The organism is Nocardioides albertanoniae (assembly GCF_006716315.1).
GTDB classification, from domain to species: Bacteria; Actinomycetota; Actinomycetes; order Propionibacteriales; family Nocardioidaceae; genus Nocardioides; species Nocardioides albertanoniae.
The window spans coordinates 1,180,590-1,202,282 of record NZ_VFOV01000001.1 but is presented as its reverse complement, the minus strand read 5'-3'; the positions used below and the strand labels follow the sequence as shown (position 1 = coordinate 1,202,282).

At 69.2% G+C, this 21,693-nt stretch carries 18 protein-coding genes; 5 read left to right on the top strand and 13 right to left on the bottom strand.

Features of this window, described 5'->3' with window-relative positions; genetic code table 11:
- Nucleotides 1-31: 31 nt before the first annotated feature.
- Entirely contained in the window at nucleotides 32-1,141 is a 1,110-nt protein-coding gene (locus tag FB381_RS05765) for a mannose-1-phosphate guanylyltransferase (RefSeq protein ID WP_246087977.1), read from the bottom strand.
- 23 nt (nucleotides 1,142-1,164) lie between these two features.
- Between FB381_RS05765 and FB381_RS05760 the strand changes: the two genes are divergently transcribed.
- Nucleotides 1,165-1,857, top strand: coding sequence for a TIGR03089 family protein (locus FB381_RS05760; protein ID WP_141779405.1), 693 nt, complete (start codon nucleotides 1,165-1,167; stop codon nucleotides 1,855-1,857).
- A 24-nt stretch (nucleotides 1,858-1,881) separates the two neighbouring features.
- Here FB381_RS05760 and FB381_RS05755 read toward each other — a convergent pair whose 3' ends face one another.
- The 8 genes from FB381_RS05755 to FB381_RS05720 form a co-directional block, all read right to left on the bottom strand.
- Nucleotides 1,882-4,032: an N-acetylmuramoyl-L-alanine amidase gene (locus FB381_RS05755; protein WP_141779404.1), complete on the bottom strand. Its 2,151-nt coding sequence runs from the start codon at nucleotides 4,030-4,032 to the stop codon at nucleotides 1,882-1,884.
- Between the two features lie 135 nt (nucleotides 4,033-4,167).
- Nucleotides 4,168-4,965, bottom strand: coding sequence for an ABC transporter ATP-binding protein (locus FB381_RS05750; RefSeq protein ID WP_141779403.1), 798 nt, complete (start codon nucleotides 4,963-4,965; stop codon nucleotides 4,168-4,170).
- Nucleotides 4,962-5,861, bottom strand: coding sequence for an ABC transporter permease (locus FB381_RS05745; protein ID WP_141779402.1), 900 nt, complete (start codon nucleotides 5,859-5,861; stop codon nucleotides 4,962-4,964). The genes FB381_RS05750 and FB381_RS05745 overlap by 4 nt, the downstream gene beginning before the upstream one ends.
- Entirely contained in the window at nucleotides 5,845-7,872 is a 2,028-nt protein-coding gene (locus FB381_RS05740) for a glycosyltransferase (RefSeq protein WP_141779401.1), read from the bottom strand. The genes FB381_RS05745 and FB381_RS05740 overlap by 17 nt, the downstream gene beginning before the upstream one ends.
- A complete protein-coding gene (gene glf, locus FB381_RS05735; RefSeq protein ID WP_141779400.1) occupies nucleotides 7,869-9,062 on the bottom strand; it encodes a UDP-galactopyranose mutase in 1,194 nt (397 codons plus the stop codon). The genes FB381_RS05740 and glf overlap by 4 nt, the downstream gene beginning before the upstream one ends.
- Nucleotides 9,063-9,112: 50 nt before the next feature.
- On the bottom strand, nucleotides 9,113-10,030 hold the full coding sequence (locus FB381_RS05730; RefSeq protein ID WP_141779399.1) for a glycosyltransferase: 918 nt from the start codon (nucleotides 10,028-10,030) through the stop codon (nucleotides 9,113-9,115).
- Nucleotides 10,027-10,950 carry a glycosyltransferase family 2 protein gene (locus FB381_RS05725; RefSeq protein WP_141779398.1) on the bottom strand — a complete coding sequence of 308 codons (924 nt, stop codon included), beginning with the start codon at nucleotides 10,948-10,950 and terminating at the stop codon, nucleotides 10,027-10,029. The genes FB381_RS05730 and FB381_RS05725 overlap by 4 nt, the downstream gene beginning before the upstream one ends.
- Nucleotides 10,951-11,024: 74 nt before the next feature.
- Complete coding sequence (locus tag FB381_RS05720; RefSeq protein ID WP_141779397.1) at nucleotides 11,025-12,548, bottom strand: LCP family protein; 1,524 nt, start codon at nucleotides 12,546-12,548, stop codon at nucleotides 11,025-11,027.
- 293 nt (nucleotides 12,549-12,841) lie between these two features.
- On the opposite strand from FB381_RS05720, the gene FB381_RS05715 reads away from it, so the two are divergent.
- From FB381_RS05715 to FB381_RS05705, 3 genes are all read left to right on the top strand, one after another.
- Nucleotides 12,842-14,095: an LCP family protein gene (locus tag FB381_RS05715; RefSeq protein ID WP_170225064.1), complete on the top strand. Its 1,254-nt coding sequence runs from the start codon at nucleotides 12,842-12,844 to the stop codon at nucleotides 14,093-14,095.
- A 100-nt stretch (nucleotides 14,096-14,195) separates the two neighbouring features.
- On the top strand, nucleotides 14,196-14,951 hold the full coding sequence (locus FB381_RS05710; RefSeq protein WP_141779395.1) for an ABC transporter ATP-binding protein: 756 nt from the start codon (nucleotides 14,196-14,198) through the stop codon (nucleotides 14,949-14,951).
- The gene (locus FB381_RS05705; protein ID WP_141779394.1) at nucleotides 14,951-15,736 is read left to right on the top strand and encodes an ABC transporter permease subunit; all 786 of its coding nucleotides are present in this window, start codon (nucleotides 14,951-14,953) and stop codon (nucleotides 15,734-15,736) included. The genes FB381_RS05710 and FB381_RS05705 overlap by 1 nt, the downstream gene beginning before the upstream one ends.
- 26 nt (nucleotides 15,737-15,762) lie before the next feature.
- Here FB381_RS05705 and FB381_RS05700 read toward each other — a convergent pair whose 3' ends face one another.
- Both FB381_RS05700 and FB381_RS05695 read right to left on the bottom strand, forming a co-directional pair.
- Nucleotides 15,763-16,458 carry a response regulator gene (locus FB381_RS05700; RefSeq protein WP_281285035.1) on the bottom strand — a complete coding sequence of 232 codons (696 nt, stop codon included), beginning with the start codon at nucleotides 16,456-16,458 and terminating at the stop codon, nucleotides 15,763-15,765.
- Nucleotides 16,455-17,618, bottom strand: coding sequence for a sensor histidine kinase (locus FB381_RS05695; RefSeq protein WP_170225063.1), 1,164 nt, complete (start codon nucleotides 17,616-17,618; stop codon nucleotides 16,455-16,457). The genes FB381_RS05700 and FB381_RS05695 overlap by 4 nt, the downstream gene beginning before the upstream one ends.
- A 124-nt stretch (nucleotides 17,619-17,742) precedes the next feature.
- Between FB381_RS05695 and FB381_RS05690 the strand changes: the two genes are divergently transcribed.
- A complete protein-coding gene (locus FB381_RS05690) occupies nucleotides 17,743-18,642 on the top strand; it encodes a crotonase/enoyl-CoA hydratase family protein (RefSeq protein WP_141779392.1) in 900 nt (299 codons plus the stop codon).
- Nucleotides 18,643-18,785: 143 nt separating this feature from the next.
- Here the strand turns inward: FB381_RS05690 and FB381_RS05685 are convergent, their stop codons facing one another.
- Both FB381_RS05685 and FB381_RS05680 read right to left on the bottom strand, forming a co-directional pair.
- On the bottom strand, nucleotides 18,786-19,583 hold the full coding sequence (locus tag FB381_RS05685) for a 3'(2'),5'-bisphosphate nucleotidase CysQ (protein ID WP_211352329.1): 798 nt from the start codon (nucleotides 19,581-19,583) through the stop codon (nucleotides 18,786-18,788).
- Nucleotides 19,584-19,593: 10 nt separating this feature from the next.
- Nucleotides 19,594-21,657: a serine/threonine-protein kinase gene (locus FB381_RS05680; protein ID WP_141779390.1), complete on the bottom strand. Its 2,064-nt coding sequence runs from the start codon at nucleotides 21,655-21,657 to the stop codon at nucleotides 19,594-19,596.
- Between the last annotated feature and the right edge of the window lie 36 nt (nucleotides 21,658-21,693).

Sequence of the window (21,693 nt, the reverse complement as noted above, 5' to 3'; positions counted from 1 at the left end):
CCTGCGGGAGTGACTTCTCGGCTGGGGCGGGTCAGGTGAGGTCGGTGCGGTCGGAGTCTTTGAGAGCGGCGACGATCTTCTTGACCTGTTGGGCCTTGGCGCGGGTGGTGACCAGGACGGCGTCGTCGGTGTCGACGACGACGATGTCGTCGAGGCCGATGAGGGCGATGGTGCGGCCGGAGTGGGGCACGACGAGGCCGGTGGAGTCGAGGGCGTGCACGAGGGTCTCGTCGCCGAGGATCGTGGGGCCGGCCGAGCCGGCTGTGCCCGCGGCCTGGAGCAGCGTCGCCAAGGAGTCGAAGTCGCCGATGTCGTCCCAGCCGAGGTCGGCGGGCACCGTGGCGACCTTTCCGGCGGCAGCGGCCGGCTCGGCGACCGCGTGGTCGACGGCGATCTTCGGCAGCGTCTCCCACAGCTCGTCGAGCCGCGCCGGGTCGGCGGCGATCGTACGCAGCTGGGCGGCGAAGGCCGGATCAGACTGCGCGAGCAGGTCGAGGAGAACCGTGGGGCGCACCACGAACATCCCGGCGTTCCAGCGGTAGCGGCCGGTGTCGAGATAGCGCTGGGCCACCTCGGTCGACGGCTTCTCGACGAACTCGTCGACCAGGTAGGCGCCTGGGTGGCCCGCCAGCGGCTCGCCCTCGGCGATGTAGCCGAACGCGGTGGAGGCGAAGGTCGGCGAGATCCCGATCGTCACCAGCCAGCCGTCTTCGGCGATCCTCGCGGCGCGGCGTACGGTCTCGTGGAAGGCGTCGAGGTTGCCGATCACGTGGTCGGCGGCGAAGGAGCCCATCACCGCGTGCGGGTCGCGCCGCTCGAGGAAGGCCGCGGCCAGACCGATGGCGGCCATCGAGTCACGTCCGCTCGGCTCGGTGAGGATCGCGTCGTGCGGCACCTCCGGCAGCTGCTCGCACACCGCCTGCTCGTGAACGGCGCCGGTGACCACCATGATGCCGTCGGAGACCGGCTCGAGCCGATCGTAGGTCTCCTGCAACAACGTACGTCCGTTGCCGGTGAGGTCGCGGAGGAACTTCGGCTCCGAGGAGCGCGACAGCGGCCACAGCCGGGTGCCTGCGCCGCCGGCGGGGATCACTGCCCAGAACGTCATGGACTCACTGGTCGCTCGCTGGCGCTCGCTCATGCCGCACACCTTAGAGTTTCGGCGTGAGCAGCTTTCCCCAGACCCTCGCCCGAGCGCTTCAGACCAGTCCCGGCAACCCGTTCGTGACCTTCTACGACGACGAGAGCGGCGAGCGCCAGGAGCTCTCCGTCACGACCTACGCCAACTGGGTCGCCAAGGCTTCCAGCCTGCTCGTCGACGAGCACGGCCTCGAGCTCGGCGACAGCATCCGCATCGACCTGCCGACCCACTGGCTGGCCACCGTCTTCCTCGGCGCCGCCTGGAACTCCGGGCTGGTCGTGACCGACGCGGAGACCCCGGACGCCGTCGTCTGCGGCCCCGAGACGCTCGACACCTGGACCGCGGACGCCGGGAAGCGCCTGACGCTGGCCTGCTCGCTGCTCCCCTTCGGCGTACGCTTCGCCGACCCGCTCCCCCACGACGTGCACGACGTCGGCATCGAGGTGTGGGGTCAGCCGGACGCGTTCACCCCGTTCGACCCGCCGGCCGCCGACGACGCCGCCGTCTCGTGGGTCGGCGAGGAGACCAGCCACGCAGAGCTGCTCGGCGACGGCGGGGGCGCGCGCGTGCTCTCGACCGCTCCCTCCGCCTCACCGGCCGGCGCGGCTCTCCTCGCCGGTCTGCTGGCCGGCGGCGGATCGCTCGTGCTGGTCACCCACGCGACCGAGGAGCGCCTGGCCACCCTCGCCGAGAGCGAGCGCGCAAGCATCGCTTGAGCGGTGAGCGCCGGCTGCCCCAGATCAGCCCACCTGGTCGTAGCCGCGCACGACACCCATCTGAGTCTTCCGGTCCCAGCCGCCGCCCTGGTTGTGCTCGTAGCCGAACCACATCCCGTCGGAGATGCGGCGGAGCAGCTGGTCGCTGCCGCTGGAGGCGCCCCGCAGGTCTTTGACCCCGACGATGAAGTCGAACGGGGTGGTGTCGAGGTTGGTCGCCGAGGAGCTCACCAGCCCACCGGGCCCGTTGGTCTTGTAGACGCGCAAGGTGCTGCCGACCTTGAAGATGCTCTCGGGAGCACCGTCGTCGTTGTACCAACGCCCCATGCCGACCTGCAGGGTGACTCCGCTGATGCCGCTCCCCATCCGGTAGGAGGCGCCGAGGGTGCTCGTGCCGCGGCCCGGCCAGATGCGGATCTCGCCGTTGGGATGGCGGCCCATGATGTCGGGGCGGCCGTCGCCGGTGACGTCGCTGACCACGTCGATCATCGAGACGCGGTCGAACCCGGAGCCGATCACGACCCCTGGCGCGAAGGTCTGGGTGCCGTCGCCCCGGTTGACCCGGATCGTCCCGTCGGCGTGGCGGAACAGGATGTCGCCATCACCGTCGCGGTCCCAGTCACCGCCGTTCATCAGCGTGGTCGAGGACGCCGCGGTCAGGTTGGTCGCCAGGGACCTGCCGAACCGCGCCTGGCCGTCGGTGGGCAGCACGAAGATGCGCTTGTCGCTCGCCCGGCGCGCGACCAGGTCGGGGTAGGCGGAGCCGGAGACCTGCGACTGCAGCTCGCGAGACGCCCAGCTGTTCTGCTTCGAGCCCGCCTGCGAGCGGATGGTGCTCAGCTTGGCGTACAGATAGCGGCCCGGGCACGCGGTGGAACCGGCGTCGCGGTGGCCCATGATCGCGTGCGAGAAGGTGCGGTCGCCGATGCGGGTCGAGCCCTTGTTGCCGCGCACACCGTGCAGCGACAGCTTCCACGCGAACAGCGTGCCGAAGGCGTTGACCAGCGCCGTCGGCGGCGAGGTGGTCTCGAAGTTGCCGATCGCCGAGGCACCGAAGGCATCACTGTTGTAGCCGCCGGTGTGGGCGCCGACGACCGGGCGGTCCACGCCGCCGTAGCGGCCCTCCCAGATGCGGCCGAACTTGTCGAGCAGGAAGTTGTAGCCGATGTCGCGCCAGCCCCGGCTCTTCACGTGGTAGGTGTAGATGCTCCGGATGATCCCCGGCACCTGCGCCTGCGAGTACGAGTTGGTGTTGACGGTGTGGTGCACGAACCCGCCGTGGATCGTGCCGTAGTCGGGCGGCCCGGATTCGCGCACGCTCTCGTCGGCGCCCCACTGGCGGCGGCTGTAGATGCTGGGTTTGGGCGTGTACGCGGCCGCCGACAGCGTCGCCTCCGCACCCGCCTCGCCCGCGTCGCTGTGGGGCTTCGCGGCGCCTTCGGCCGGCTCCGGCACATCACCGGTGCCCGTGACGATCTCGGGCGACTCGTCGTGGCTCGCGGCGGCCCTGCCGGGCGTGATCACCGCGAGCCTCAGGTCGGCCGGCACCTGCGCGTCGGTCAGTCTCAACCGTGCCTGCACCTGGTCGACCTCGCCGAGGATCGCCTCCATCGTGCCGGGCCGCGACCCGTCGTGCTCCGCGGTGCCCGGATCGGGCGCATGGTCGTCGAGGTGCACGTCCAGCGCCTGCCAACCGCTCCACGCCCCGTCCTTCAAGGTGCGTACGTCGGCAGCGACCCCCGACTCCGGCACGGTCGCGCCGGGCGCCCAGGTGAGCCCGACGGTGCCGAACCCGTCCACCGGCTGGGGATCGCTGGTGAGGCTGGTGCGGCTCGCGTCGCGCGAGGCCGTCGTCTTCGCCTCGGCGGTGACCCGTCCACGCACACCGTGGCCGGACTCGTGGCCTCGGGCGAGGGGCTCGGTCAGCGAGATCTCGTTCAGGTGCGCCTCGACCGTGTCCGCGGGCACCTGCGCTGCCGACGGCAGGGCCGCCTCGGCACCGGCGGACGGCACGTCACCGGGGCGCACGACCTTCAGGTCGACGATGGCGCTCGCCGGGACCAGGGCCGCCATGACGACCCCGATGACGAGCAGCTGCTGGGTCGAGGCGACGTAGCGGGAGCGAGCGCGCTGAGCGTCACCCGTTCCCGGTTGCCCGACCTGCTGCCAAGACATGCGTGGATCCCCCTGGTCTCGTAACACCAGGGAACATCTTTCACATCCGCCACAGCCGGCGGAAGGGTTATCGAAGAACTACAAACCTGTAATTACCCGAGGGCTGGCCTGCGACTTCGCCGCAGGCCAGCCGTCTCAGACCTCGGCTCCGAGAGCGCTGTCGGCGGCGTCGAGCTTCTTCTGGCTCGCCGACCCCTTGGCGTCGTCGTCGCCGTAGTGGAGGTAGTCGATGCCCTCGTCGACGTCGCCGTCGAAGACCAGGCGCCCCTTCTCCAGGCAGATCACCCGGTCGCACATCCGCTTGACCGAACCGGCAGCGTGGCTGACGTAGACCACGGTGCGGCCGCTGTCGCGGATCTCCTCCATCTTCTCCATGCACTTCTTCTTGAAGGGCTTGTCACCGACGGCGAGCACCTCGTCGGCGAGGAAGATGTCGGAGTCGATGTGCACGGCGACCGAGAAGCCCAGCCGCGAGTACTGCCCCGAGGAGTAGTTGCCCACCGGCGAGTTGAGGTGGTCACCGAGCTCGGCGAACTTCACCACGTCGTCGTAGATCGCCGCGGTCTCCTCGCCCGAGAGCCCGTAGATCGCGGCGTTGAGGAAGATGTTCTCCCGACCGGAGAGCTGCGGGTGGAAGCCCGCACCGGTCGCGATCAGGCCCGCGATCTGGCCACGGGTCTTGACCACACCCTGGTCGGGGCGCATCACGCCGCTGATCAGCTTCAGCAGCGTCGACTTGCCCGATCCGTTGAGACCCATCAGACCGACAGACTCACCCTGCTTGATGGTGAAGCTGACGTCGTCGAGGGCCTTGAAGGTGTTGGACACGGCCCGCCCCTTAGCCTTGGCGACGGTGATGTCCTTGATGCTGCGGTGGTAGCGGAGCGTGAAGTTCTTCGTGACCCCGTCCACCACGATCGAGTCGGCGTTCATGTCAGTCGCTCCGGAATCTTGTTCTCGTGCTTGCTGAAGATCAGCTGGCCGATCACCAGGAGCACCAGCGAGACGCCGAACGCGGCCAGGCCGAACAGCCACAGATGCTCGGGCAGGTGCTCGGCTGCGGTCTTCTCCGGATTGGGGGTGACCCCGACCCAGAAGGCCTGCTGGAAGAGCAGCACCGCGTCGGAGATCGGGTTGAGCAGGTAGATCCAGGACTTGTCGCCCAGAGCACCCTCGATCATCGAGAACGGGTACATCATCGGCACACCGAAGCGGATGTAGTTGGTCAAGATGTTGACCGCGCTGCCGAAGTCACGGAAGAAGACGTTGGCCAGGCTGAAGACCAGCGCCAGAGCCGTGCCCAGCGCCATCACGATGCCGAGCGCGAGGAACAGCGACGGCACCGCCTCCCAGGTCGGCTTCCACCCGCTGAGCAGGCAGACGACCACCAAGATGATCGTCGCCGGCACCAGGTGGTAGAGCGAGACCAGCATCGAGGCGACCGGGAACATCTCCTTCGGCATCGCCATCTTCTTCAGCAGACCCTTGTTGCCGAGCAGCGAGCGCGTGCCGGCGCCGAAGGTCTCGGTGAAGAAGTGGACGATCACGAGGCCGGCGAAGAGGTGGACCGGGTAGTTGTCCATCCCCTTGTCGGCGCCCATGATCTTGCCCATGAACAGCCAGTAGACGCAGAACTGCGTCAGCGGGTTGATGTAGGACCAGAAGACGCCCAGGATCGAGTTCGAATAGCGACCGCTGATCTCCCGCTGCACGAGCAGCTTGAGGAGATAGCGACGCCTGAAGACCGAGAGCAGTCCGAGGTTCTCCGCCGGCGGTGCCAGCGGCGCGTCGACGACGCGTACGGGGCGTTCATCAACTCCGGTTGCCATCGGTGTCCTTCTCCTCAGCGACCGTCCACGGTTCGAACGTCTTCTCCCACGCCTCCGGCGAGGTGAACTCGGGAAGCTTGGTGCGGTACTCCTCGGCCAGCTCGGGCCAACGACGCTTGAGCTGACGGTGCACCTTGATGGTGTCCTTCAGCATCTGCCGGAACAGCTTCTTGTCACGGCGGTAGAAGGCCGCGCCCTGCTGGTCGTTCATCGACACGATGGCGCTGTCGTACCTGGTGATCCGGTACCACTGGTTGTCCATCGCGGCGAGCTCGGCCTCGGGGAACTCCTCAGCGAGCTTGCGCGGGTTCAGCACCTGCCGCAGCGGAGCCTTCAGCGCAGCCAGCTTGACCTCGCGGTTGGTTGGCACCTCGGTGTCGTCCTTGCCCTTGCGCGGCGGCTTGTGGCGGCGCACCGGCGGGAACGCGTCACGGTCGGCCTTGAGGTCGGCGTCTGCGAAGCCCTTGGTCATCTCGCGTACGGCCGGCAGCTGGGTCGCGAGGGTCTCGTGGAGCTTCTCGGGCCCGGCGAGCACGTCCAGGAGCGCCTTGTGCCGCAGGTGGACGGTGGAGTACTGCATCGAGACCAGGTGCTTGACCTGGTGGGAGAACGACTCGGTGACCATCCGGCCGCCGTCGTCGTAGATCGAGTGCAGCAGCGCGGCGACGAACCGGTTGCGCTGGTGGAAGTAGGACTGCCAGTCGAGCGCGTCGTTCTTGTCGGTCCACGGGACGTGCCACACGGCCGCGCCGGGGAACGAGACCGTCGGGAAACCGGCCTCCTTGGCGCGCAGTCCGTACTCGGAGTCGTCCCACTTGATGAAGACCGGCAGCGAGAGCCCGATCTCCTCGATCACGACGCGCGGGATCAGGCACATGAACCAGCCGTTGAAGTCGACGTCGACGCGCTTGTGCAGCCAGCGCGTCGAGCGCAGGTTGCGGGCGCCGAAGTCCCAGTCGCCGATGACGCCGGGAGCCGACTGCCACCAGAAGCGCCACGGCTGGACGATCTCGCCGAAGGTGTGCAGCCGGGACTTCGCGAAGAGCGAGAACATGTGGCCGCCGACGATGGTCGGCTGCTTGGCGAGGTCACCGAAGGTGACCGCTCGGATGATGCCCTCGGGCTCGCAGACGACGTCGTCGTCCATCATCAGGGCGTACGTCGCGGTGCCCTTGCGCACCGACTCGAGCTGACCGCGCGCGTAACCGCCGGAGCCACCCAGGTTGCCCTGCTCGATGATGCGCAGCAGGCTCCCCCCATTCTCCTTGGCCAGCGCCTTCTCAGCAGCGGGGAACTCGGGGTCGTCGACGACCTTCTTGGTGCCCTGCTCCATCACGAAGACGGTGTCGAGGTAGGGCCGCAGCTGCTCGTCCTCACCCATCTGGGCCAGCAGCTTCGAGGCGAAGTCGGGCTTGTTCATCGTGGTGACACAGATGTCGACGGTGCCGTGCTCGGCACGGTCGTCGGGGACCTCCGCGGTCCACTCGGCCGAGGTGACGACGGCGTCCTCGTCGGAGGCGATCACGTCGTACCAGTACCAGCCGCCGTCGACGAACGGCTTCAGCGGCAGGTCGAAGGTGAAGGTGCCCTCGGGGTTGCTGCCCGTGTCGGCGGCCTCGACGCGCTGCGAGCGGCCGTTGGCCATCGACTTGTAGACGATGACGCTGGCGCCGCGGCCCTTCAGGGTCACGGTCAGCTTCACGTCGTCGACCACGGTGTGCCGACGCCAGTAGCTGGCCGGGAACGCGTTGAAGTAGGTGCCGAGCGAGAGCCGGTCGCCCTGGGTGACCCGCAGCGCCGTACGCGACTCGAGCTGGTCGGGGTGCACCTGGGTGCCGTCGTTGATCGACTGGCGGATCTGGGCGTTGTTCAGCGCCTGGGCGGTCTTGTCGGGGCCGACCTCGTACTTGTCGGCGTCGAGGATCGCGGCCTGGTTGTCGACGTAGAGCGGGAGTACGTCGGAGTCACGGTCGAGCGGCAGGATCTGCCGCTGCAGGAGTCGGGTATTCACTCGTCAACGCCTCCGGAGGTGAGGGGGGTGCCGTCCTCGAAGTACGGACGGAGCTTGTTCTCGAACATGGTGAGCGCGGACGCGATCGCCATGTGCATGTCCAGGTACTTGTAGGTGCCGAGGCGGCCACCGAAGAGCACCATCGGCTCCTTCTTGGCCAGGTCGCGGTAGACCAGGATCTTCTCGCGGTTGTCGGCGGTGTTGATCGGGTAGTACGGCTCGTCGCCCTCCTGGGCGAAGCGGCTGTACTCCTTCACGACGATGGTCTTGCCGGGCTTGTAGCGGTCGGCACGCTCGGGGTGGAGGTGCTTGAACTCCAGCTCACGGGTGAACGGGACCTCCGGGTCGTTGGCGTTGACCACGCCGGTGCCCTGGTAGTCGTCGACGTCGAGGGTCTCGGACTCGAGGTCGACGGTGCGCCAGGAGAGCTTGCCCGCGGAGAAGTCGAAGTATTCGTCGACCGGCCCGGTGTAGACGATCGGGACCTTGCCCTTGAAGTCGTCGATCACCGAGAAGAAGTCGGTGTCGAGCTTGACCTCGATGTTGGGGTGGTCGGCCATCCGCTCCAGCCAGGCGGTGTAGCCGTCGACCGGGAGGCCCTCGTACTTGTCGTTGAAGTAGCGGTTGTCGAAGGTGTAGCGGACCGGCAGCCGGGTGATGATGTCGGGCGAGAGCTCCGTCGGGTCCTTCTCCCACTGCTTGGCGGTGTAGCCCTTGATGAACGCCTCGTAGAGGGGGCGCCCGATCAGGGAGATCGCCTTCTCCTCGAGGTTCTGCGCCTCGTCGGTGCTGAACTCGGAGGCCTGCTCCGCGATCAGCGCCCGGGCCTCGTCGGGCCTGTGCGACTTCCCGAAGAACGAGTTGATCAGCGCGAGGTTCATCGGCAGGGAGTAGACCTGCCCCTTGTACTTGCCGAACACCCGGTGCTGGTAGTTCGTGAACTCGGTGAACTTCCGGACGTAGTCCCACACCTTCTCGTTGGAGGTGTGGAAGAGGTGGGTGCCGTACTTGTGCACCTCGATGCCGGTCTCCTCGTCGAACTCGGAGTAGGCGTTGCCACCGACGTGGGAGCGGCGCTCGATGATGAGCACCTTCTTGTCCAGCTCGGAGGCTGCACGCTCGGCGATGGTCAGGCCGAAGAGGCCGGAGCCGACGACGACGAGGTCAGGAGTGGTTTCAGGGAAGGACACGATCGCTCAGTCTAGGTCTCTGTTGGTAGGGACTGTTGGTAGGGAATGGGTCAGGCAGACGGGACGGTGCTGGATCTCGACGGGGTGCGCATGCCCCGCGCCGCGAACAGCGCCTTGATCACGTTGACGGCTTCGTGCTTGCCGCCACGCAGCGGGCTGAGGAGGACCACAGCCGCGGTGATGAGCCAGGGCTTGAGACGTACGAGGACGTTCTCGCCGTAGCGGAGGTGAACGACGAACAGGTTGCGATACATGTAGAAGCCCTTCCAGCCGGCCAGGTCGTGCTGCTGGCTGAAGTCGAGCTGCCGCACGAGCACCGCGTCGCGCTGGGCCCAGATCGTGCGCCCGGCGCGGCGGGCCCGGATGGCCAGGTCCACGTCGTCGTAGAAGATGAAGTAGGAGGGGTCGGGGAGCCCGATCTCCTCCAGGACGGTGCGGCGGATCATGAAGCCCTCGAAGGCGACGTTCTCCACCGGCACCCGCTCGGGCATGGCCTCCCGGGTCGGGTAGGTGTCCATGACCGAGGCGGTCTTGGGCTTGATCGCCAGCGGGTTGCGCAGGTCGAACTTCAGGGCCGCCAGCTCGATCAGGTTGCCGTTGCGGTCCTCGCGTACGGAGAAGAGGCAGTCCTCGTCCTGCGCGAGCAGCACCTCGAGGCAGTCGTGGGCGGGGACGACGTCGTCGTCGATCAGGTAGAGGCGGTCCCAGCCCTGCTCGACCGCGGCCTTGGAGCCGAGGTGGAAGCCGCCGGCTCCGCCGAGGTTCTCCGGGCTGTCGATGACCTGGAGGTTGGGCGTGATCGCCTCGGCGAGCACCTGGCTGGTGTGGTCGGTCGACGCGTTGTTGACCACGATGACGGCGTCGGCGGGCTGGTCGAGCTTGGTGAGCCCGTCGAGCAGCCCGCGCAGCATGTCGGCGCGGTTGTAGGTGACGACGACGATCGCGACCGTCTCACGGGTGGTGCTCAACGAAGGAACCTCTCGTGTCCACTGAAGTCCCCCCGGATGGCTGCTCGCCATGCCTGCATCGACAGCCAGATCCGGCTCGGCTGGGGCTTGGTGAGCAGGTAGAACCATAGGGTCTTCGCCACGAAAGCCAAAGCGAAGGGCCACCCTCGGTAGTCGCGCAGGTTGAGCAGGTTGTTGCGCGCCATGCAGTAGTGCTTCAGGTCGCTGGGCGTGTGGTTGTACGTCGCTCTCCCCCACGCCATCGGGGTGCCGAGATCACCCACGGCCGGGTGGCGCACCTGGGCGCCGACGACGGTCGCGATCCGCGCCCCGGCACGCTCGGCCCGGAGCCGGTACTCGTGGTCGTCGCCCCAGATGAAGAACTCCGCACGCGGGTAGCCGATCCGCTCGACGAGGTCACGGGTGACCAGCACGCCGTTGAACGGGATCACGATGTCCTTGATCAGACCGTCGGTGGCGGCCTGCTCGACATCGTGCAGCTGGTGCACGACCTTGGAGCGGCCCGGGAGCCGGATCGGGAACACGAGACGACCGGGGTCGCCCTCGTCGACCACCAGCGGGCCCCAGAAGTCGAGATCGGTCTGCTTGAGCAGCAGAGCCAGGCACTCGGGGTCGGGCATGCCGTCGTCGTCCATCAGCCAGACCAGGTCGGCGCCACGCTCGATCGCCAGCTCGAGGCCGTCGTGGAAACCGCCGGCGCCGCCGCTGTTGCGTTCGAGGGTGTGCGCGAGCACCGGAACGCTCCGCGCCGCGCCGTCGAGATCGGCGAGCCACTGGGAGGTGCCGTCGGTGGAGGCGTTGTCGATGACGATGACCTCATCGAGGTCGGCGACCACGTCGAGCCGCTCCAGCAGAGGCTGCAGCAGCTCGAGACGGTTGAAGGTCACCACGACGGCGGCGACACGTTTGCTCCCTGGCACGGTTCCAGACTAGCCGCGACCTCGGGGGTTCCCGGGAATCAGCGGGCCCATGTGACGCCTCGTTAACGTGCTGTTCAGCACGCCGAGGCGAGGTCGTCGGTCTCGTTGGCCTGGTAGCCCTTGTTGCGCGATCCCTTCGCTCCGCCGGTGACGGGGCTGTCGTCGTCGGAGCCGTCGGCCTTCGAGCCGCCGGTGGCCTGCGCCTTGACACCGTCGTTCTTCGCGGGTGCCTTGGTCTCGCCGTCGTCGCCGCCACCCGGCTCCTCGAAGACCTCTTCCTTCTTCGGTGTGGCCTTCTTCACCGCGTCGTGCACCAGGCCGTGCACCTCGGACATGTCGGGGTCGGCACTGTCCACCAGCGGCGGCACCAGCGAGAGCGTCGAGATCTTCTGCGACTTGGCCTTCAGCGCCAGCGCGGAGAAGCGCTCGATCTCGCTCGGCGGCACGGTGGTGGTGATCGTGGAGCCGGTCGCCTTCGCGACGTCCTGGTAGTGGCGTACGACGTCGGCGGGACTGGTCTGCTCCAGGATCGCGTTCATGACGCACTTCTGACGGGCCATCCGGGAGTAGTCGTCGGAGTCGTGGCGGGCTCGGGCGTACCAGAGCGTCTCCCAGCCGTCGAGCTTCTTCGTGCCGGGCTGGATATGGGTATAGAACTTGTCGGACGGGATGCCGACCGGGATCGGCTGGCGTACGTTCATGGTGACCCCGCCGATGGCGTCGACGATCTTCTGGAAGCCGTCGAGGTCGACCATCGCGTAGTAGCTGATCTGCAGGTCGGTGATGCCCTCGACCGCGTCGATGGTGGCGGCCATGCCGGGCTTGTCCTCGTCCTTGTAGAGGTCCTTGTGGTCCTCCGCCCAGGTGCTCACGCCGTTGAGGTAGCAGCCGTCGCAGTCGAACCCACGCGGGAACTTCTTGTCCATCGGCGAACCGTCGTCGAAGGTGAAGTTCTGCATGTTGCGAGGCAGGCCGATCAGCACGGTGCGTCCGGTGACGGCGTCGATGGAGGCGACCGTGAGCGAGTCGGGCCGCAGCCCCCAGCGGGTCTTGCCGCTGTCGCCGTCGGCACCCGCGAGCAGCACGTTGAAGCGGCCGTTGTGGGCCTCGGCGGCCTCGGCGCCGGAGAAGATCGCCTCGACCATGCCCTTGTGCACGCCGACCAGGTGGGCGCCGAAGATCATGGTCGCGGCCACCGAGAACGCCAGCGCGCCGTTGATCGCGACCACGATGCGGCGCTGCTTGAGGTCGAGCTCGAGCGGCCGGCCCAGGCGCCAGGCGTCGACGAAGAGCGCGGCCCAGGCGATGGCGCCGGCGATCAGCGCGAGCCGGAAGAGACCGAGCAGCCACGGGGTCGTGCCGAGCCGGAAGACCAGGCCGTGCCAGAGCAGGGAGATGAGGAAGACCAGCCCGGCGGTGACGCCGAGGCCGAGGACGGTCCAGATCGCGATCCGGCCGACCCTGCGGTTGCCGGCGACGAGCTGGGCCGAGCCGGGCAGGAGCAGTGTGATCAGCAGCAGCGCCATCGCACGGCGGAACCGCACGCGAGAGGCGCGTTCTGCGGCCGTACGTTGGGGCCGGTAGTTCTGGTCAGCCATCACAGGTCCCTCGGGGAAGTTCTTCTTTACCAGGCAGGTCTCTTACCGGACAGTTTTAACCGGGCGAGGGGCCGACCAGGCGAAAGGGGTTGCCCCGTCAGTATCACCAGTCACACAGGTAACACGGTGGTGCGACGCGCCGTCTAACTCTACCGGCGCGGCACGGTACCTTTGAGCGCATGCCTAATCCCCGCCGACCAGGCAACCCTGACGACCCCCGGGCACAGCAGTACGGGTGGGCGTATGGCCGTGGTCAGTCTGCTCCGCCCAACGGGCCAGAGCAGACCAACGTCATGCCGACGGCCCAGCGCCCCGATCGAGGTGCGCCTCCCCCTGCACCGCCGCGTGGCGGTTATGACCGCCCGCTGCCGCAGCCTGGGCAGATCGCGCCCACGCCCGGCTACGACCAGGGCTACAACCAGGGCTACGGGCAACAGGGTTATCCGCAACAGGGCTATGGGCAGCAGGGCGGTTGGAGCCAGCCGAGCGAGTACGGCGGCGGCAACGGGGGCTACGGCGGCCCGGGCGATGGCTACGGCGGCCGCGGGGGCCGCGGTGGGCGTGGCCCCCGGCCGAAGAAGCGGCACCCGTTCCGCCGGTTCGTCGCCATCTTGATGATCCCGGTGCTGATCCTGGTCGGCGCGATCGCATGGATCGGCATCAGCGCGTGGAACAAGGTCGACAAGGTGCCCTACGAGCCGACCGCCGGCGAGCGGCCCGCCGACCAGCCCGGCACCACCTACCTCATCGTGGCCAGCGACTCCCGCGAAGGCCTGACCAAGGCGGAGAAGAACAAGCTGCACACCGGCGACGCCGCCGGCAGCCGCACCGACACGATCAAGCTGATGCACACCGGTGCCGGCAAGACGATCGTGGTCACCATCCCGCGTGACTCTCCCGTCGACATCCCCGGCCACGGCAAGACCAAGATCAACTCAGCCTTCGCCTACGGCGGCCCCGAGCTGCTGACCCAGACGATCGAGCAGAACACCGGCGTACGCATCGACGGCTACGTCGAGATCGGCATGGGCGGCCTCGCCCGGCTGGTCGACGGCGTCGGCGGCGTCGAGATCTGCCCGAAGCAGAACATGAAGGACGACCTGGCCGGCCTCGACGTCAAGAAGGGCTGCCAGGACGCCGACGGCGCGACCGCGCTGGCCTACGCGCGCTCGCGCCACGTGGAGAGCACCGGAGACCTGGCGCGAGGCGTCAACCAGACCGAGGTCATCTCCGGCATCGGGAAGAAGATGACCGACCCGACCACCGTCCTCAACCCGTTCAAGCTCGCCGAGATGGGCAAGGGCGCCGAGGGCCTCAAGGTCGGCAAGGGCATGAGCGTCATCGGTGGCGCGAAGTTCGCGTGGGCGTTCAAGGCGCTCGCCGGTGGCTCCGCGAAGACCTGCGGTGTGCCGATCGTCGGCATGAGCACCGAGTGGGACCGCGAACGTGCGCTGACGATGTTCGGTCACATCAAGGAAGACAGCGTCGACCAGATGCCGGGCGACATCTGCACCCCGACCGGTCTGCCGAAGAGCGTCACCGGCTGATCCTCGCCTCACACCACAGCCGTCCCTACCGACTTTCGTCGGTAGGGACGGCTGCTTTTCGGCCACTGTGCGCGACCGCGCGCGTCCCTAGGTTCGACGCATGATCACTCTGGACCACCTGACCAAGAGATACGGGGCGACCACCGCGGTCGACGATCTCACCCTGCAGATAGAGCCCGGGCGCGTCACCGGGTTCCTCGGCCCCAACGGCGCCGGCAAGTCCACGACGATGCGGATGATCCTCGGCCTGGACCGGCCGACGTCGGGCACCGCCACCATCGACGGCCGCCCCTACGTCTCGCTGCGGCGTCCGCTGCGCGAGGTAGGCGCACTGCTGGACGCCAAGGCGGCGCACCCCGGTCGCCGGCTGCGTACGCATCTGGTGGCGATGGCGCGGAGCAACTCGATCCCGGTGGCCCGGGTCGACGAGGTGCTCGAGCGGGTCGGCCTGGCCGGGGTCGCCCGGCGACGGGCCGGCAACCTGTCGCTCGGGATGAGCCAGCGGCTCGGGATCGCGGGCGTGCTGCTGGGCGACCCGCGCGTCATGCTCTTCGACGAGCCGGTCAACGGTCTCGACCCCGACGGGGTGCTGTGGATCCGCCAGCTGCTGAGGTCGCTCGCCGCGGAGGGGCGAACGGTGCTCGTTTCCAGCCACCTGATGAGCGAGATGCAGCAGACCGCCGACCACCTGGTCGTGATGGGCCGGGGCCGACTGCTCGCGGACTCCTCGATGGCCTCGTTCGTCGCCGGTCACGGGTCGCTCGAGGAGGCGTACTTCCGGCTGACCGCCGGGAGCGTGGAGTATTCGGGCCGAAGCGGACCCCGAGGCGACCAGCACGGGACGGAGGTCGCCTGATGCCGAGCTTCTTCGCGACGGTCTCCTCGGAGTGGACCAAGCTCTGGTCGGTGCGCTCGACCTGGTGGTGCCTGGTCGGCGCGACCGCGCTGATGGCGATCTACGCGGTGCCGCTCGGCTTCGATGCGGCCGAGCCCAACCCGGAGCTGTCCCATGCCGACCAGCTGCTCCACGTCGAGGACGTCGCCACCGCGGGGCTGCTGTTCACCCAGTTCGCCCTGATCGCCCTGGCCCTGCTGACGGTGACCTCGGAGTATGCCTCCGGCAGCATGCGCACGACGCTGCAGTGCGAGCCCCGGCGCGGGCAGGTGCTGGCCGCGAAGCTCGTCGTCGTCGAGGTGGTCGCCCTGGCCTCCGGGGCATTGCTCGCCTTCCTCGGCGCCGGCCTCGGCTACCTGACCGCCGGTGACTACGGCGTCTTCGACGTCTCCGCGGTGGCCGAGGTGGCCGGCCGGGTCAGTGTCTACCTGGGCGTGGTCGTCGCGCTGGCCGTCGGGCTCGCGGTGGGGCTGCGCAGCACCGCCGGGGCGCTCGTGGTGGCCTTCCTGGCGCTGTTCCTGCTGCCGATGGTGCTGATCATGAGCGGGATGGACCTGATGACCGACGTCTCGTTCTACCTGCCGGGCACCGCGGGCACCGAATACCTCGGCATCGGGATCGCCACCCTCTTCGGGCTCTCCGACGAGCTGCCCTACGGGCGCAACGGCGGCCTCGGGCTCCTGGCCACCTGGGCGGCGGTCACTCTGCTGGCGGGCTTCGTGGTGTTCCGCAGACGGGACGCCTGACGGCTCGCCCGGGATACCCAGAGCCTCTAACCGTCCTCGCCCACGAGCCCGGCCTCGTGGGCGAGGACTGCTGCCTGCACCCGGTTGCGTACGCCGAGCCGGCCGAAGGCGCTGCTCAGATAGGCCTTCACGGTGCCTTCCACGAGATGGAGCCGGCGACCGATCTCCGCGTTGGAGAGGCCTGCCCCGACCAGCGCCATCACGTCGCGCTCGCGGTCGGTGAGCTCGGCGACCTTGGCCCGCGCGTCGGCGGCCCGCGACATCCGGTCACCCGCCCCGGCGCCGAGCTCGGCGATGACCCGCTGGGCGACCCGTGGGGAGAGGAAGGCGGCGCCGTCGGCGACCGCGTGCACGCCGGCGAGCAGCTCGCGCGGGTCTCCGGCCTTCAGCAGGAACCCGCTGGCACCGTCGCCGAGCGCGCGGGCGATGTAGGCGTCCTCGGAAAAGGTGGTCAGCATGACCCGCGCGGTCGCCGGCGCGGTGCGGGCGATCTCGGCCGCCGCCGCCAGTCCGTCCATCCGCGGCATCCGGACGTCGAGCAGCGCCACGTCGGGCCGGTGGCGCTGTGCGGCCTCGACCGCCTCGCGCCCGTCGGCGGCCTCGGCGACCACCTCGATCGCCTCGTCGGTCTCCAGGATCGCGCGTACGCCGGCCCGCACCATCGCCTCGTCGTCGGCCAGCAGCACGCGGATCGTCCCGGTCGCTCGCCGGGGCTCGCTCACAGCGTCGCCTCGTGGCGCGACACGTCGTCGGCGACGCCGGCAGCGGGCAGGTCGGCGACGACCTCGAAGCCGCCACCCGGACGCGGGCCGTGGCGCAACGAGCCGCCGGCGGCCCGGGCCGCCTCCTCCAGCCCGACCAGGCCCAGCCGGGTCGTGGCTCCGACCCGAGCCGGAAGGGTCGCGCGCCCGTTGGTCACCGCGAGGCGTACGCCGCCGGGCTGCTGCTCGACCGAGACCGTCACCGACGACCCCGGGGCGTGTCGGGCGGCGTTGGTGAGCGCCTCCTGGACGATGCGGTGCGCGGCCGCGTCGCGCACCGGCGGGTTGGCCGGATGCTCGTCGAGCGAGCCCTCCAGGCGTACGTCCATACCCGACTCGCGCGCACGCTCGACCAGGCCACCGATCCCGACGGAGGACGGGGCCAGCGGCGCGGCCTCGCTCGCGGGACGCAGCACACCGACGATCTCGCCGAGCCGCTCGGTGGCCCCGGCGGCGGCAGCGCGGATGGCGCCGGCCGAGCGCTGGTGGGTCTCGGAGAGACCCGGCGCCATCTCGAGCGCACCGGCCCGGAGCGCGATCAGGCTGAGCTCGTGGCCCAGGGAGTCGTGCATCTCCTGCGCCAGCCGGGCCCGCTCGGTGAGCTGGACCTGCTCGATCTCGGTCTCGTGGCTGCGGGCGACCTGGCGCAGGTAGCGGCCGCTGAGCCAGGGCAGCGCCATGAAGACGACCATGTTGCCGACCATCGCGATCCGCAGGCCGCCGCCGTTGACGACGGGGTCGAGCACCGTCAGCGCGACCACGGCGGATCCCGCGACGGCCACGACGGGCCACACCCGGTCGGCCGACCTGCCGACGAGGAAGCTGACCAGGGCAGCGAAGACGACGTAGCTGACCAGGATCCAGCCGTCGTTGGCCACCAGCGTGCCACCGACCAGGGCGCACACGAGCGCCGCGGCGACCGCCGGGTGTCTCCGCAGGAGGCCCATGGACACCGCGACGCCGACCACGCCCGCCACCGCCGACCAGCCGGCCCACCGCGGGTAGTCGGTGCCGGCCAGGTAGAGATGCTCGGCGGCGACCGCCACGACCATGAGGACCGCGAGGGTCCCCGTCGCGCGAAATGGCTCGGCCCAAGCCCCGGGCCGTCGCAGCAGACTCACGCTCGCCACGTTAGTTGCCGCCCCACTCGGCGCGTACCGACTTTCGACAGTATCCGGGCGGCGCGCGGTCGGTAGGCAGACCCGGTCTTCCGAAGTCGAACACAAGCAATACAGACTGTGGCCCATGGCTTACGAGACGCTGACCTTCGACGTGGACCCCGACGGCATCGCCCTGCTGACCCTCAACCGCCCCGACGCTCTCAACTCGTTCACCGTGACGATGGCGCGTGAGCTGGAGCAGGTCTTCACCACCGACGCGATGGCCGACGAGGTGCGGGCGGTCGTGGTGACCGGTGCCGGACGCGCCTTCTGCGCGGGGATGGACCTCACCGCGGAGGGCAACGTGTTCGGGCTCGACGAGTCGCTGAAGCCGACTCCGCAGACGCTCGGCGAGCACCTGGCCGACCCCGACAAGCACCCGGAGTACGCCGACGGCGTGCGCGACACCGGCGGCAAGGTCACCCTCGCCATCCACGCGCTGCCGAAGCCGGTCATCGCCGCCGTCAACGGCCCCGCCGTCGGGATCGGGGCCACCATGCTGTGCGCGATGGACGCCCGGCTCGCCTCGTCCAAGGCACGGATCGGCTTCGTCTTCGGCAAGCTCGGCATCGTCCCCGAAGCGTGCTCGTCCTACTTCCTGCCACGCGTCGTGGGCATCCCCCGCGCCCTGGAGTGGCTCTACACCGCTGAGGTCCTCAACCCCGACCAGGCGCTCGAAGGCGGTCTCGTACGCAGCATCCACCTGCCCGACGAGCTGCTGCCCGCTGCGTTCGAGCTGGCGCGGAGGTTCACCCGCAACAGGTCTGCGGTCGGCACCGCGCTCGTACGCCAGCTGATCACCCGCAACGCCTCGGCCCGCCACCCACTCGAGGCCCACCAGGCCGACTCGCTGGCCATGTTCTACTCCTCGATCGGCGACGGCAAGGAGGGTGTCGCCGCGTTCCTGGAGAAGCGCGACCCGGAGTTCACTGCGAAAGCGTCCGAGCTGCCAGGCGTCTTTCCCGACGCTGACCTGCATCTTTAGCCGACATTTTCCTGTTGTACGGCTGAATCCCGGGTTATCGTCGAAGTGGGCCCGCCCGCTGGTCTCGCACCCGGGCGCGGCCGCGGTCGGCACGCAGTGCCCAACCCGAGATGGGCGCGTGTCGACCGCCTCTCGGCGGGGTGTTACTCGACCCCGTGCCGCTCGATGAACGAGAGGATCTGCTCGGAGAGCTCGGGGCGGCAGACGATGACGTCGGGCAGGTAGACGTCGTCCTGGTTGTAGCGCAACGGGGAGCCGTCGATGCGGGAGGTGAACAGGCCCGCGGCGGCGGCGACGGCGACGGGAGCGGCAGAGTCCCACTCGTACTGGCCGCCCGCGTGGACGTACGCATCGGAGATGTCGCGCACGACCGACATCATCTTCACCCCGGCCGAGCCCATCGGCACCAGGTCGGCGCCGATCTCCTCGGCCAGCGCCTCGACGAACGCCGGCGGCCGGCTGCGGGAGACGGCGATCCGCGGGCGCTCGGAGGTCGAAGGCGGCACCACGGGGGCCGCGCCGGTGTGGAACGTGCTCTGCACGGACGCACCGGCCAGGGCCGGCTGGGCGACCGCGCCGGCGATCAGCTCGCCCCCGTTGGAGGAGGCCCACAGGGCCACGTGCACCGCCCAGTCGTCGCGCGGCGGCTCGGAGAACTCACGGGTGCCGTCGAGCGGGTCGATGATCCAGACCCGGTCCTTGCCGAGCCGCTCCTTGGAGTCCTTGCCCTCCTCGGAGAGGACGGCATCGTCGGGACGGTGCTCGGCCACCAGCTCCATCAGCAGCTCGTGAGCCGCCAGGTCTCCGGCGTCCTTCAGCTCCTTGCCCTCGAGCCCGGAGGTCGCACGCACCTCGAGCAGCCGCTGACCGGCGGCCTCTGCCAGCCAGGCGGCCAGCAGGTGATCGGAGGCGAGGATCTCGGCGGAAGGTTCGAAAGTCACCCGCGGCACTCTAGCGAGGCGAGCGGCGGGTCCGATAAAGGGCCAGCCCGAGGCCGATCGTGACCACGAGCGCCACGCCTGTCAGCACGCCTCGCAGGATCAGCCCGGTCTTGGTGCTCTCGTGCTCGGCCGAGACGTCGTCGGAGAGGCCTTCGGCGGAGGCGAGGATGACCTCGCGCAGCGACTGGATGAACTCCACGGCACCGTCGGACCAGGTGCGTACGATCGGCTCGCCCTTCGACGCGGAGCGCAGCTCCTTGATGACGTGGTCGATGCCGCCCTTCTCGACGACCTCGTGGATGGTGCGCTGCACCATGACCTCTCCCGAGCCCTTGGCGAAGGTGCCGTCGGAGATCTTGTCGAGCTCGCCCTGCAGCTCCGGCGAGGCACCGGAGTAGAACCCCTGGGACGCCTTCACCCAGGCCGCCTCCGACTTGTTGAGCTCCTCGACGTCCTTCGCACCGATGTCACCGTCGGAGAGGGCGACGACCATGAGCTCCCGCTCGACGCTGAACGCCTCCGAGGCCTCCTTCAGGTCGGCGAGGTTGCGCACCTGCTCGTAGGCGTCTTGGTCCTTCAGCTCCGGCACCTGCCCGGCCAGCGTCAGCAGGTTGTTGGCGAGCTCGGTGTAGACCTCGCGCGCAGCGTCCTGGCTGGCCTGGTCGCCCTCCTGCATCTCCACCCGGTAGAGCTCGAAGTCGTTGAGCACGTCGGTGATGTCGTGGTGCAGCGCGCGCAGCTCGGCGTCGTCGTCGACGTCGATCTTGTCGGCGTCGGTCTGCCACTCCTCGATCGCGATGTCGGTGGTGTGCAGATACGTGGAGCGTACGTTGACCGGCGCCTGCGCCACCGGCTGCAGCGAGTCGCGCTCGAAGATCACGTCGACGGCGAGCTCGATGGTCTCCGGGAGCGCCTCGGTCAGAGCGGCCGCACGACCTGTCTCCTTGCTGTGCTGATAACCGTCGACGGTCGCCCAGGCGCCGAGCGCCAGCCCGATCACCGCCGGGACCATCGCCATGCTCATCACCCGGCGCGCACCGCCCGGGCGCTTGACCGGCCGCGCCCCCGTCGAGGGGTGCGCGGCGTAGGAACCGGAGGTGGCGAACGAACCCGACAGACCGTAGGAGCCGGAGCCGGTCGACCCGGCCGCAGGGAACGAGCCCGACGAGGCGAACGACCCTGCCGGGAAGGAGCCAGAGGACTGCGGAGTGCGCGGCCCGGGCACGTTGGCCTCGAAGACCGGCAGCGGACCCGACCCGGTGAGCACTCCGACGACGTCGTAGGCGTTGGGCCGCTGGCCGGCTTCCTTGGCCATCATCATCGCGACCAGGTCGTCGATGATGCCCGGCACCTGGACAACGCTGCTGACCCGCGGGATCGGCGCGGCGGCGTGCTGGTAGACCATCGCCGCCGGCGCGCCGCCGGAGTAGGGCGCACGGCCGGTGAGCATCTCGTAGAAGACGCAGCCGAGGGAGTAGATGTCGCTCGGCGGACCGACCTCGCCGCCCGAGCCACGCTCGGGCGAGAGATAGCCGAGGCTGCCCATGACGTCGTGGGTGGAGGTGAGTCGCTGGTCGCCGAGGTGGGCGAGCTGAGCGATCCCGAAGTCGACGATGCGGATCCGGCGGTCACCGTCGTAGACGAGGTTGGACGGCTTGATGTCGCGGTGGACGATGCCCTGGCCGTGCACCGCTGCGAGCGTACGCGCGGCCTGGACGACGACCTCGCCGGCCTCCCTGGCGCTCAGCGGGCCGTGACTGCGCAGACGTTCACCGAGGTCGGGGCCGGTGAGGAGCTCCATCACGAGGAAGGCCATCGGCCCGCTCTCGGTGCGCTCGGTGCCGGCGTCGTGGATCTGCACGGTGCCGGGGTGGCTGGCGGCCGCGGTGGAGAGCGACTCGCGACGGAAGCGCTCGATCATGGTGGGGTCGGCCGATGTCCGCACCACCTTCACCGCCACCCAGCGCTGCAGGGTGAGGTCCATGGCTTGCCAGACCTCGCCCATGCCGCCCCGCCCGATCAGGCGGTGCAGCTCATAACGGCCGGCAATCGTGGGGTGGGAGGAGGTGTGCATGGGGGACGTTCCCGTCGAGGATCCAGTTGTTGACTT